Origin of the sequence: Nonomuraea sp. NPDC049486, assembly GCF_040676925.1 — a bacterium.
Taxonomy (GTDB): domain Bacteria; phylum Actinomycetota; class Actinomycetes; order Streptosporangiales; family Streptosporangiaceae; genus Nonomuraea; species Nonomuraea ferruginea.
Map to the genome: position 1 here is coordinate 13119 of NZ_JBFAPV010000012.1, position 11848 is coordinate 24966.

Here is an 11848-nt window from a genome sequence, read left to right on the forward strand (position 1 = left end):
ATGAATGCTGAGGACAACAACTCGCCTCACATCGTGGTGGTGGGCCCCGACTTCCAGGGTCATGACGATAACGGCGAAGACGAGCGCTCGGTGGCCAACCTGGTCGAGCAGCCGGCCAAGGTCATGCGCATCGGCAGCATGATCCGGCAACTCCTCGAAGAGGTGCGGGCCGCTCCGCTCGACGAGGCCAGCCGCAAGCGGCTGAAGGACATCCACCAGTCTTCGATCAAGGAGCTGGAGGACGGCCTGGCGCCCGAGCTGGTGGAGGAGCTGGAGCGGCTGTCGCTGCCCTTCACCGAGGACACCGGCACCGCGCCCAGCGACGCCGAGCTGCGGGTGGCGCACGCCCAGCTGGTGGGCTGGCTCGAAGGGCTGTTCCACGGCATCCAGACGACGCTGTTCGCCCAGCAGATGGCGGCCCGCGCCCAGCTGGAGCAGATGCGCAGGGCGCTGCCCGGCGGACGGCCCGAGGAGCACCCGCGCCCGCCGGGCGGCTCGGGGCCCTACCTGTAGAGCTCCTCGAGCACCAGCGCGACGCCGTCCTCGTCGTTGGCCGCGGTCACGTGATCGACCGCGGCCAGCACGCCGGGGTGCGCGTTGGCGACCGCGTAGGAGGTGCCTGCCCACGTCAGCATGGGCAGGTCGTTCGGCATGTCGCCGAACGCCACGACCTGCGACTGCTCGATGTCGTGCCGCTCGGCGAGCGTGGCCAGGGCCGTGGCCTTGGTGACGCCGATCGCGCTCATCTCGATGAGCCCGCGGCCGCTGGAGTGGGTGGCGGTCACCAGGTGCCCGACCAGCTCGTGCACGGTCGCGTGCAGCTCGTCAGGGCCCAGCTCGGGGTGCAGGGCCAGCAGCTTGACGCAGGCCCGCGAGGTGAGCGACTCGCCGCGCAGGCGCGCCCTGCCCGTGGTGGCGCCGTCCCAGGTGCCGAAGCGGAAGTCCGACTCGTGCGCGTGGCCTCCCTCGTACTCGACCGAGAACGAGAGATCGGGGACGTTCGCTCGAAGCTGAGAGACGACTTCTTCGAGCACCTCCGGGTCGATGAGGTGAGACTTCACCACCCGCTCGGTGTGCATGTCGTAGATCAGCGCCCCGTTGGCGCAGACGGCGAGGCCGCGGTGCCTCACCGCCCCCGCCACGGGGTGCATCCACCGAGGCGGGCGGCCGGTGACGAACACCAGCATGGCCCCTGCGTCCTCGACTCTGGCGAAGGCGGCGGCGGTGCGGGGAGACACGGTTCCGTCCGTACGGAGGGCGGTGCCGTCCAGGTCGGTGGCCACCAGGCGGGGTGCGCGTAGGTTGTGCATAACACGTTCCAGTTTGCCCGCTGATGCGCCCAGCCAGAAATCTTCGTTCGACGGGAACACCAACGCGCCAGAATGGTGTTAGATGTGGAGGCGTTGTATTAGCTATCCCGTAGTGAAAACCAGCATGACATTGTCTGAGCCACCCCGGGTGCTTGCTGTACGACACACCGGGATCCACGAGGTGTGGGTCCCATAGATTCACATCCTGAGGGAGAGCTTTTATGGCTCAGGGAACCGTCAAGTGGTTCAACGCCGAGAAGGGCTTCGGCTTCATCGCCCCGGACGGCGGCGCGCCGGACGTGTTCGTGCACTTCTCCGAGATCGTCGGCAACGGCTACCGCAGCCTTGAAGACGGCCAGCGGGTCGAGTTCGAGATCACGCAGGGCCAGAAGGGGCCGCAGGCCTCCCAGGTCCGCTCCATCTGACCTGTAGCAGCGAGACAGGCCGGGGTTCGCTTCCAGCGGACCCCGGCCTTTCGCGTTTGTTATGGCCTTGACCGGCCGTTGTCACGGGTGTGACTCGATTCACAGGCCAGGCGAACCCCCGCACCTTTCCGCACATCTAGCGATATATGAGGTACGCCTGGTTATGTCACCCCGTAACAGTGACCTCCGTGATCGTCCTGTTACTCAACGATCACATCCTCAAGCACGCCTGGCCCGGGTTCGTCACGGGCAAGCTGAGTGACCTCGCCGGACTCGTCGTCGCACCGCCCCTGGTGGCGCTCCTCCTGCTGCGCCGCGCCGATCTCGCGGCGACCATCCTGACCGGCGCCCTCTTCACGGTCGTGAAAACGACGGAGACGGGCGCTGAGGCCGCCTCCCAGATCTGGACCACCCTGGCGGGCTCCTCGCGCGTCCTGGCCGATCCTGGGGACCTGCTGGCCCTTCCTGCGCTCCTCCTGGCCTGGTGGGTGCGGCAGCGCAGTCGGCGGGCGGTGGCCGCGCGGTGGCGGGTGCTCACCGCCGTCCCCCTGGCCGTCCTCGCCGTGACCGCCACCGCGGGCCACCCCGGCATGCCCGCCGCCGAGGTCGTCGACCTCAGGGACGGCGTCCTCGTGCTCGACTCCCGGTACGCGTCGCACGACGGCGGCGCGACCTGGGAGACGTACGTCGCCTCCGACGCCTACGCGGGACCGGAGCGCGAGTATCGGCCCGGCCAGCGCGCCGCCTGCCTGCGCGAGCACTGCTACCGGCTCGTCCGGCATCACGTGAAGGTGCTGCGCTCCGGCGACGGCGGCCGCACCTGGGAGCCCGAGTGGGAGATCCCTCCAGGCCGGGTCACCATGCTCGAACGCGAGCTGGTGGGCGGGCGGCCCGACGAGGATCCCATCGTCTCCAGGACGCTCGTGGTCCAGGACCGCCCGGGCGGGCACGTCGTGGTCGTCGCCAACGGACGGGACGGCGTCGCCGTGCGCGGCGTCGACGGGACGTGGCGGCGGTTCGGCTTCAGCGCCGACGGCCGTCTGCTGGAGTCGGCCGCGATCCCGCTCGACCGGCCCGCCGACGACGACGCGGAGATGCTGGTCGCCGGGCTGGCCGCCGCCTGGGCGACCCTGCTCGGCCTGGCCGTTCAGTCGGTGCGGGCGCGCCGCGCCCGCCCCTGGCTCGTCGTCGTGCTGGGCGGTCTCGGTGCGCTGCTGATCGCGCCGTTGCCGTACGAGCGAGTGTTCGGCCCGCACCAGAACGTCATGACGGACTGGAGCCCGCTGCCCCCGCTCCTCGCGGCGCTGGGCGCGGCCCTGCTGATCTGCGTGGTCTTCGTGGCCTGCTCGCTGGTTTCGGACGGCGGCGTCGGGTCGCGGGGCGCGGTGGACGCGCTGGCGCTCGGCGTGGCGGTCGGGCTCTGCGTGGCGGGACCGTTCAAGGCGTGGAGCACGGGCTGGATCGACCACGGCGCGGCGCTGGCCGTCGCCGTGGTCGCCGCGCCGCTCGTGTGTCTCCTCGGGGCGCTGGCGCTGCGCCCCCGCCGCTACTTGACCGGCTCCAGCACGTCGAGCCCCACGTAGGGGCGGAGCGCCTGGGGGACCACCACGGAGCCGTCGGCCTGCTGGTGGTTCTCCAGGATGGCGACGATCCACCGGGTGGTGGCCAGCGTGCCGTTGAGCGTGGCGGCGTACTGCGGCCTGCCGTCCTTGTCGCGGAAGCGCACGCCCAGCCGGCGGGCCTGGAACTCGGTGCAGTTGGAGGTCGAGGTCAGCTCGCGGTAGCGGCCCTGGGTCGGGATCCACGCCTCGCAGTCGAACTTGCGGGCCGCCGACATGCCGAGGTCGCCCGCCGCCGTGTCGATCACGCGGTAGGGCACCTCGATCTTGGCCATCATCCGCCGTTCGTACTCCAGCAGCCGCTGGTGCTCGGCCGCCGCGTCCTCGGGCCGGACGAAGGAGAACATCTCCACCTTGTCGAACTGGTGGACCCTGATGATGCCCCGGGTGTCCTTGCCGTAGGAGCCCGCCTCGCGGCGGAAGCACGACGACCAGCCCGCGTAGCGCAGCGGGAGCTGGTCGGCGGGCAGGATCTCCTGCGCGTGGTAGCCGGCCAGCGACACCTCGGAGGTGCCGACCAGGTAGAGGTCGTCCTCGGGCAGGCGGTAGATCTCCTTGTCGTGCGCCACGTGGAATCCGGTGCCCTGCATGGTCTCCGGCTTGACCAGGACCGGGGTGATCATGGGCACGAAGCCGGTCTCGATCGCCTGCTGCATGGCCATGTTGAGCAGGCCGAGCTGCAACCGGGCGCCCTGGCCCTTGAGGAAGAAGAACCGCGAGCCGGACACCTTGGCGCCGCGCTCCATGTCGATCGCGTCGAGCCGCTCGCCCAGCTCCAGGTGGTCCTTCGGCTCGAAGTCGAACGTGCGCGGCTCGCCGTGGGACTCGAGCACGACGTAGTCGTCCTCGCCGCCGGCGGGCGCGTCGGCCTCGACGATGTTGGGCACCGTCTGGAGCAGCCCGTCGAGCTCGGCGGCGAGCTTCTCCGCCTCCGCCTCGGCGGACCGCACCTGGGCGGCGAGGTCCTTGGCCCGCTGGAGCAGCGCGGCCTTCTCCTCGCCCTGCGCCCTGGAGACCTGCTTGCCGAGGCTCTTCTGCTCGGCGCGCGAGGACTCGAACGAGGTCAGCGCGGAGCGGCGGCGCTCGTCCAGGTCGAGCAGCGAGTCGACGACCGAGTCGTCCTCGCCGCGGGCACGCTGCGACGCCCGCAGCCGGTCGGGGTCCTCACGAAGGGTACGCAGGTCGATCACAAGGAAAGGCTACCGGCGCGCGGTGAGCACCCGCTCCCCGATTATCAGACCTGACCGGCGCGGATCCTGGCGAGCCACTCCTTCGCCCCGGCGAACTCGGGGTCGCCCGTGCCGCGCTTGATCTGCGGAGCCACCCCGTCGGCGCGCGGATAGCTGCCCAGGAAGCGCACCTCGCCGCAGATGCGGTGGAGGCCCGCGACGGCCTCGCCCACCCGCGCGTCGGCCACGTGGCCCTCGAAGTCGAAGTGGAAGAAGTAGCGGCCGATGCCCTGGCCGGTGGGCCGCGACTCGATGCGGCTCAGGTTGACGCCGCGCACCGAGAACTCGGTCAGCATCTCCAGCAGCGCGCCCGGGTGGTCGTCTGCCAGGAACACGACCAGGGTGGTGCGGTCGCTGCCGGTCGGCTCGGGCAGCGGGCCCGGCCTGCTCACCCGTACGAACCTCGTCACGGTGTCGGACCGGTCGCCGATGTCGCCCCGCAGCTCGACCAGGCCGTAGTGCTCGCCCGCGATGCGGGCGGCGATCGCGGCGTCGTACGGCGAGCCGGGCAGCGACACCTCCTGCGCCGCCGCCGCCGTCGACGGGGCGGACACCACGACCGCGTCGGCCAGCTCGCGGTTGAGGAAACCGCGGCACTGCGTGATCGCGGCCGGGTGGGTGTAGACCCGCTTGACGTGCACGATCTCGGTGTCGGGCCGGGCCAGCAGCGAGAACCGCACCGGGAGCAGCAGCTCGGCGGTGATCAGCAGCGGCTCGCCCCAGGCGAACTCGTCCAGCGTCGTCGTGATGCCGCCCTCGAGCGAGTTTTCCAGCGGGACCACCGCGGCGTCGGCCTCGCCGGCGCGCACGGCGTTGAGCGCGGCGGTGACCGTCGCGCAGGGCAGCCGCTCGGCTTCGGGCTCCAGGAGCGTCAGGGCCTCTTCGGTGAAGGTGCCCTCAGGGCCGAGGTACGCGGTTCTGGACATGATTACAGGGTATCCGCAGGTTGACGTGCTAGGTGGGGCATTCGGGACTCCTCGGCACGTCGCCCCGGCAGCCAGTGCGCCAGCAGCCAGACGAGGAAGATCGCGCCCAGGCCGAAGCCGTTCTGCACGATCTTGCCGAGCACCGGGCTGACCACCGGGATCTCCGCCGCCTTGATCGCCACGCCCCACCAGGGAACCGGCACCACGTAGTACAGCCACACCCCGGCGGCCACCCGCAGCCGCACCGGGTCGCGCCCGTCGCCCGCGATGGCCCCCAGCACCACGACCACCCAGGCCAGATGGTGGATCCAGGCCACCGGCGACAGCAGCACCGCCATCAGCCCCACCAGCGCCACCGCCGTCAGCGTGTCGCCGCGCCGGTACGCGTCGCGCGCGCCGCGGAACCCGTACCAGCCGACCGCCGCGACCGCCGCCAGCCAGATCGCGGTCGTCAGCAGGTCGGGCAGGTAGAGGCGGATGAGCATGCCGCGCATCGACTGGTTGGTGGTGGCGGCGTTGGCGCCCAGCCGCTCGGAGTCCAGCAGCGCGCCGAACCAGAAGTCCACCGCGTCCTGCGGGATCACCGCGAACGGCAGCAGCGTCAGCAGCGCCGTCACCAGCGAGGCCATGAACAGCGTCCGCCACTGCCGCGTCACCAGCAGGTAGATGAGGAACACCCCGGGCGTCAGCTTGACCGCCGTGGCCAACCCGATCAGGAACCCGCGCGGCCACCACGGCCGCCGCGCCACGCAGTCGGCCAGGCAGAGCGCCACCAGCAGGATGTCCACCTGCCCGAACCGCACCTGGTCGCGGATCGGCATCAGGAACGTGCACGCCACCATCAGGAACGCGAACACCCACGGCGCGTGCCGCCCCAGCGACTCCCTGAACGCGAACCCCACCGCCACACCCAGCGCCGCGAAGATCCCCGCCGTCCACACCCACTGGGCGGTCACCCACGACATCGCCGCCAGCCCGCTCGCGAACAGCGCCGCGACCGGCGGGTAGGTGAACGGCAGCAGCTGCGGCGCCGGCGTGAAGAACCCGTAGACCGGACGTCCGTCGAGCACCATCTGACCGCCGGTACGGTAGACGTCGAGATCGACGAGACGCTGGTCGCCGGGGTTGGTCAGCCAGTGCTCGACCAGCGGCCACACCCCGGCGGCGACGACCACCGCCGCCAGGGCCCACGCCCACCATCGCCGCCGCATCGGCGTCTCGACACCCGTCACGCTGTGGCAGGCTACCGTGGCGGTTGACCGAAGGGCGCGCCGACTCAGGGGGTTCAGCACGATGCCGCACAGGTTCCGCTCCCTGTTGCGGCTGGTGGTCGTCGGGCTGCTCACGGTCATGGGGGTCGCCGTCCCGGCCTCCGCCGCCGTCCAGGGACGGGTGGCGGTCGTCGGCGTGCCGGGGCTCGAGTGGAGCGACATCGACCAGACGCGTACGCCCAACCTGTGGAAGCTCGCTGGGCAGGGCGGCACTGCCTCCCTGTCCACCCGCGCCGTCCCGCCCCCCGGCCGGGGCATCACCTGCGCCGTCGCCGGCTGGCTGACGGTCTCGGCGGGCCAGCGCGCCGGCACCCCTGGCGAAGGCTGCCCTGAGACCCCGGCGCCGCAACGCGCCGACGACCAGGGCTCCCCCGAGGACCCCGGAACCGCCACTCCGGAAAGCCCTGCTCCCACCGACACCTCGCAAGGCCCGACCCCGCGGCCGACCGGGACCCCGGCCCCGGCGCCCACCGGCGATCCCGGGGCCCCCGGACACCCCGTCACCGTGCCCGGCTGGGCGGAGCTGGTGGCTCACCAGGCCGGCACCGGCTACGACGCCCGGCTCGGCACCCTCGCCCAGACGGTCATCGACGGCGGCGGGAAGGTCGCCGCCGTCGGCCCCGGCGCAGCCCTGGCCGCCGCCGACGAGACCGGCCGCGTCGAGACGTACGCCGACGCCCCGGCCCGGCTCGGCGACCTCTCCTCGTACGCGCTGATCGTCATGGACGTCCCGGACCTCGCCACCGCCTGGGCCGCCCAGCCTCGGGACGAGTACGGAGTCCCCACCGGCATGCCGCAGGACGTCCGGCAGGAAGCGGCGGCGGCGGCCGACCGGCGCGTCGGCGAGTTCCTGGCCGTCCTCCCGAAGGACACCACCGTCCTGGTCGCCGGGATCTCCGACGTCTCTCCCGGGGCCCACCTCCACGTGGCCATGGCCACCGGCGGGCGCTACCCCGCCGGACACCTCACCGCCACCTCGACCAGGCAGGACGCGCTGGTCGCGATCCAGGACCTGACGGCCACCGCCATCCACCTGACCGGCCTCGAACCCCCGCGGCAGGTCGTGGGCCGCCCCTGGCAGCCGGGCGGCGCGACGGGCCCCGCCACGCAGGAGACGGTCGCCGAGCTGGCGGACGCCGACCTGGCCAGCCAGGTGCTGCGCGAGGTCCGCGGCCCCTTCTTCGCCGTCTTCGTCGCGGTCCAGCTCCTCTTCTACGCCTTCGCGGCCCTGGCGCTGCGCCGCCGCAGATCGGCCGCCCCGCCGGACGCGCGTCCCGCCGGAGCCGGCGACACCGCTGTGTCTCCCGGAACCTCCACCGGCCCCACCTCCTCTGAGGCCGGTGGAGCCGGGGGGATCGACGTGGCCGGGGCGTCGCGGTTGCTGGTCACCGTGCAGGTCGTCTCCGTGATGAGCGGCGGCATCGCCGTCGCCACGTTCCTGGCGCAGCTCGTGCCGTGGTGGAGCCTGCCCGCGCCGATGGCCGCGCTCATCGTCACGATCGTCGCCATGGCCGGGCTGATCACCGGCGTGGCCTTCGCCGGTCCGTGGCGCGCGCACGTGCTCGGCCCGCTCACCGTGGTCGCGCTGGTGACCTCCGTGGCGATGCTGGCGGACGTCATGACCGGCTCCCACCTCCAGGTCAACGCCGTCTCCGGGTACGAGCCCGTGACCGGCGGACGGTTCTACGGCTTCAGCAACATCGCCTTCGCCATCTACGCCACCGGCACCGTCCTCGGCCTCGCGGGCATCGCCCAGTGGCTGCGCGGCAAGGGCGCGCCCCGGGCGGCGGTGATGACGGTCTGCGTGCTGTACGGCGGACTGGCGGTGTTCGCGGACGGGTCGCCCGCGTGGGGGGCGGACTTCGGCGGCGTGCCGGCGTTCGTCGCGGGCCTGTCGGTCTTCCTCATCCTCCTCTCCGGCGGTCGGGTGTCGTTCGTGAAGCTCCTGGTCGTCGGCCTGGTGGGGGCCGTGCTCATCGGCGCCATCTCGGTCGCCGACTGGGCGCGCCCGGCCGGGCAGCGCACGCACCTCGGCACGTTCGTGCAGCAGGTCATCGACGGCCAGGCGTGGACCGTCGTGGGCCGGAAGTTCGGCGCGATGGTCGGGGTGACCGTGGGGAACTGGTCGCTCACCCTGCTCTCGCTGGTCGCGCTGGCGTTCTTGTTTCTGGTGCTGGCGCGGCCGTCACGCTGGGGGGCGTCGGCGCTCGGGCAGGCGTACGCGCACGCGCCCGCACTCCGCGCCGGCCTGATCGGCGCGCTGACCTGCGCCTTCATCGGCTTCCTGATGAACGACTCGGGCATCGCCATCCCCGCCATGGCGCTCACGGTGGCGGTGCCCCTGACGCTGGCGTCGTGCGTACGCGCTCTGCAGCTCGCCACGCCCACCACAGCAGGGCCGCCGTCAGCGCCAGCAGCAGCCACGGAACGACCTGACTCCGCACGACGGTCGTGAGCCACCCGAGCTCGGGCGGCTGCCCGGCGACCCGCGCGGGCAGGTAGGCCAGCGACAGCACCAGCAGGTGGGCCACCATGAACCGGTCCAGGGCGGACGCCGCGGCCAGCGCCAGCACCCCGAAGGCGAGCCCGTCGTACCAGGGCAGCACGTACGGCGAGGCGAACAGGTAGGCGACCACCATCACCGCCGCCACGGCCACGGCCGCCTGGCCGCCTTCGCCCTTGACGGCGAACCACCCGCGCCCAGGAGCCGGGGAGGCCGTGAGAAGGGAGCGGGGGATCGCGCGGAAGAGGGCCCAGGCGATGAGGGCGAGCAGGAGCAGGGAGCCCACCTGGATCTCGCTGCGGTAGGCGTGGCCCATGCCGACGACCGACTGGAGCCAGCCCTGGACGAGCTTCCAGAACGAGGCGTTGGAGATGGACTTGCTGGTGCGGGCCACCGGGGCCAGGGCGTCGAGGCCGGCGGCGGCGTAACCGGCGGCCACCACCGCCAGGGCGACCCCTGCCGTCAGCGCCAGGCGGCGGGGGTTTCTGCGCAGCTCCCAGGCGGGGCCGAGAGCGACCAGGCCGGCGTTGAGCTTGATGGCGACCCCGAGCCCGAGCAGGGCGCCTCCGATGACAGGCCGCGACCGGGCCAGGAGGGCGGCGACCATGCAGGCGACCGCCAGGGTGTCCACGTGCATGCCGGCGACGAGCTGGTAGAGCAGCAGCGGGTTGGCCGTCCACAGCAGCGCGCCCCGCAGCCGCGCGGCGGGCTCGCCACGGGCGAAGCGGTCGATCAGGAGGCCGGTGACGATGAACGCCGCGACGTTGACCAGGGCCAGCAGGAAGATCGTCAGGCGGACGGAGTCGCCGGCCAGCCAGCTCGCGGCGGCGTGTGTGGCCGTGGCCACCGGGCCGTAGACCGAGGGCTCCTCGCGCCACGGCGCCTCGACGGCGTCGGTGACGGGATCACCGGGAAGGTCGTCGGCGCCGTGGGTGTAGGGGTCGATGCCGAGCGAGGCGAGGCGGCCGTAGCCGGCGTAGTTGAGATGGTCGCCGGAGCCCGACGGGGGCAGGAACGCGAGCAGCACGGCGGCCAGGCAGCCGAGCAGCACGAGCGTGCGCGGCAGGCGTGCGGGGAAGGACGCGGGCGGCACGGCCAGGGCGCCGAGGAGACCGAGCCCGCCGAGCACCAGGGCGGCCACGGCCAGGGAGATCACCAGATAGGGGTGAGGACCGGCGGCCAGCGAGTAGGGCGGTTGCCAGCCGGGCCCCGACAGGGCCGGGACCATGGCGGACGGGCCGAGCACGCCGATGAGGGCCGTCAGCAGGATCGAGGCGGCGATGCAGGCCAGAGCCGGCCACATGAGCCGGTGGGGGGAGCCGGCCCGCGTCTCGGAAGTCACCCGCAAATTCCAGCACACCCGCCACAGGGCTCCCTCCGCCCGTCCCCAGCCTGTGGACAACCCCGTGAAGGGTCAGCGTCTGGGGCGGAGCTTCGCGAGGTTGTCGGCCACGAGGGGTTCGCGGGTGGCCAGGGCCAGGGCGACGTCGCGGAGCTGCCTGGCCCGGTGGAGCTGGGAGCGCCAGTCGGAACCGGTCGCCCGGTGCGCCATGTCGACCTCGACCTCGACCACGCGGAACCCCTTGCGGATCAGGTCGATGGTCAGGGCGGTCTCCACGCCGAAGCCGTGGGCCAGCGGGCGGGCCGCCTCGAACGCCTCCCTGGTGAGGCAGCGCTGGCCGTTGAGCGGCTGGGTCGCCTCGAAGCCGGTGGCGCGGCGGATGCCGTCTCTCGACAGCCGGACGACGATGCCGTGGCCGGCGAGCTTGACCCGGTTGGTGAAGGCGGCGATGGTCATGTCGGCCTCGCCGGCGCGCACGGGCCCCGCTAACGCGGCCGCGGCCTGGGCGCTGCCGGCCAGGTCGGCGTCCAGGAAGAGCAGATGGCGGGCGTCGCCGTCGAGAAGGCGCACGGCCTCGGCGCCCGTCTCCATGGCGGCCGCCTTGCCGCGGTTGCGGCTGTGGCGGACGACCTTGGCCCCCGCCGCGCGGGCGACCCGGCCCGTCTGGTCGGTCGAGCCGTCGTCGACCACGACGACGAGGTCGACGCCGGGCAGGCCGAGGGCCGAGGCGACGGTGAGGCCGATGCGATCGGCTTCGTTCTTGGCCGGGATGACGACCGCGGTGTCGCCCGCCGTCATGACTTCTCGGAGAGAAGGAACTCCTGCGGCACCTCGTCATGCACGGTGAACACCGAGTCGAGCCCGGTGACCTGCAGGATCTTCTGCACGGCGGGGCGCGGCGAGGCCACTTCGAGAGTGCCGCCCTGCTCCTTCATGCGCTTGAGTGCCGACAGCAGCACGTTCATCCCCGTGGAGTCGCAGAAATCCACGGCGGACATGTCTATGACCACGCGGCCGGGCCCCTCCTGGAGCAGCCGGGTGAACTCCGACTGCAGGTGGGGTGCCGTATAGAGGTCGATTTCACCGGCAATCACGACAAGTGCGTGGCCAGCATGTGATCGAGTCGAGACCTTGAGCTCCACAGAGGCAGGCTAGCGGCGTGAGGGCTCCGGGTCACGTTGTCACGCCGATACGTGAATGACGGCATGGATTCCGGGTGGCGA

The 11848-nt window shown here is 72.3% G+C and carries 10 protein-coding genes and 1 pseudogene; 4 read left to right on the top strand and 7 right to left on the bottom strand.

The features are described from left to right. Entirely contained in the window at positions 1-513 is a 513-nt protein-coding gene (locus AB0K05_RS30665) for a bacterial proteasome activator family protein (protein WP_271276265.1), read from the top strand. Here AB0K05_RS30665 and AB0K05_RS30670 read toward each other — a convergent pair. Beyond that, complete coding sequence (locus AB0K05_RS30670) at positions 504-1310, bottom strand: HAD family hydrolase (protein WP_271276264.1); 807 nt, start codon at positions 1308-1310, stop codon at positions 504-506. The genes AB0K05_RS30665 and AB0K05_RS30670 overlap by 10 nt on opposite strands. Positions 1311-1531: 221 nt before the next feature. On the opposite strand from AB0K05_RS30670, the gene AB0K05_RS30675 reads away from it, so the two are divergent. Continuing rightward, entirely contained in the window at positions 1532-1735 is a 204-nt protein-coding gene (locus tag AB0K05_RS30675) for a cold-shock protein (RefSeq protein WP_101787411.1), read from the top strand. A gap of 188 nt (positions 1736-1923) precedes the next feature. Further along, positions 1924-3318 carry a hypothetical protein gene (locus AB0K05_RS30680; RefSeq protein WP_364233759.1) on the top strand — a complete coding sequence of 465 codons (1395 nt, stop codon included), beginning with the start codon at positions 1924-1926 and terminating at the stop codon, positions 3316-3318. Here the strand turns inward: AB0K05_RS30680 and serS are convergent. The 3 genes from serS to AB0K05_RS30695 are packed head-to-tail and all read right to left on the bottom strand — an operon-like array spanning position 3282 to position 6741. Further along, positions 3282-4544: a serine--tRNA ligase gene (serS, locus tag AB0K05_RS30685; RefSeq protein WP_148036070.1), complete on the bottom strand. Its 1263-nt coding sequence runs from the start codon at positions 4542-4544 to the stop codon at positions 3282-3284. The genes AB0K05_RS30680 and serS overlap by 37 nt on opposite strands. A gap of 44 nt (positions 4545-4588) precedes the next feature. After that, positions 4589-5512 (bottom strand): prephenate dehydratase, encoded by a 924-nt coding sequence (gene pheA / locus AB0K05_RS30690; RefSeq protein WP_271276290.1) that lies wholly within the window; start codon positions 5510-5512, stop codon positions 4589-4591. Continuing rightward, the gene (locus AB0K05_RS30695) at positions 5512-6741 is read right to left on the bottom strand and encodes a glycosyltransferase 87 family protein (protein WP_308249208.1); all 1230 of its coding nucleotides are present in this window, start codon (positions 6739-6741) and stop codon (positions 5512-5514) included. The genes pheA and AB0K05_RS30695 overlap by 1 nt, the downstream gene beginning before the upstream one ends. A 61-nt stretch (positions 6742-6802) precedes the next feature. Here AB0K05_RS30695 and AB0K05_RS30700 point away from each other — a divergent pair, with 61 nt between their 5' ends. Beyond that, positions 6803-9235 carry a hypothetical protein gene (locus AB0K05_RS30700; protein WP_271276261.1) on the top strand — a complete coding sequence of 811 codons (2433 nt, stop codon included), beginning with the start codon at positions 6803-6805 and terminating at the stop codon, positions 9233-9235. Positions 9236-9521: 286 nt separating this feature from the next. Here AB0K05_RS30700 and mptB read toward each other — a convergent pair. The 3 genes and pseudogenes from mptB to AB0K05_RS30715 all read right to left on the bottom strand — a co-directional run. Then, positions 9522-10586 (bottom strand): annotated as a pseudogene (mptB, locus tag AB0K05_RS30705) (polyprenol phosphomannose-dependent alpha 1,6 mannosyltransferase MptB); the annotation flags it as partial. Positions 10587-10697: 111 nt separating this feature from the next. Then, a complete protein-coding gene (locus tag AB0K05_RS30710) occupies positions 10698-11423 on the bottom strand; it encodes a glycosyltransferase (RefSeq protein WP_148036069.1) in 726 nt (241 codons plus the stop codon). Beyond that, the gene (locus AB0K05_RS30715; protein WP_148036068.1) at positions 11420-11767 is read right to left on the bottom strand and encodes an STAS domain-containing protein; all 348 of its coding nucleotides are present in this window, start codon (positions 11765-11767) and stop codon (positions 11420-11422) included. Before AB0K05_RS30715 ends, AB0K05_RS30710 begins: the two co-directional genes overlap by 4 nt. Positions 11768-11848: the final 81 nt, after the last annotated feature.

Coding starts and splice junctions, on each gene's coding strand:
- AB0K05_RS30665 (WP_271276265.1), top strand. CDS start 1: ATGAATGCTGAGGACAACAACTCGCCTCACATCGTGGTGGTGGGCCCC.
- AB0K05_RS30670 (WP_271276264.1), bottom strand. CDS start 1,310: ATGCACAACCTACGCGCACCCCGCCTGGTGGCCACCGACCTGGACGGC.
- AB0K05_RS30675 (WP_101787411.1), top strand. CDS start 1,532: ATGGCTCAGGGAACCGTCAAGTGGTTCAACGCCGAGAAGGGCTTCGGC.
- AB0K05_RS30700 (WP_271276261.1), top strand. CDS start 6,803: ATGCCGCACAGGTTCCGCTCCCTGTTGCGGCTGGTGGTCGTCGGGCTG.
- AB0K05_RS30710 (WP_148036069.1), bottom strand. CDS start 11,423: ATGACGGCGGGCGACACCGCGGTCGTCATCCCGGCCAAGAACGAAGCC.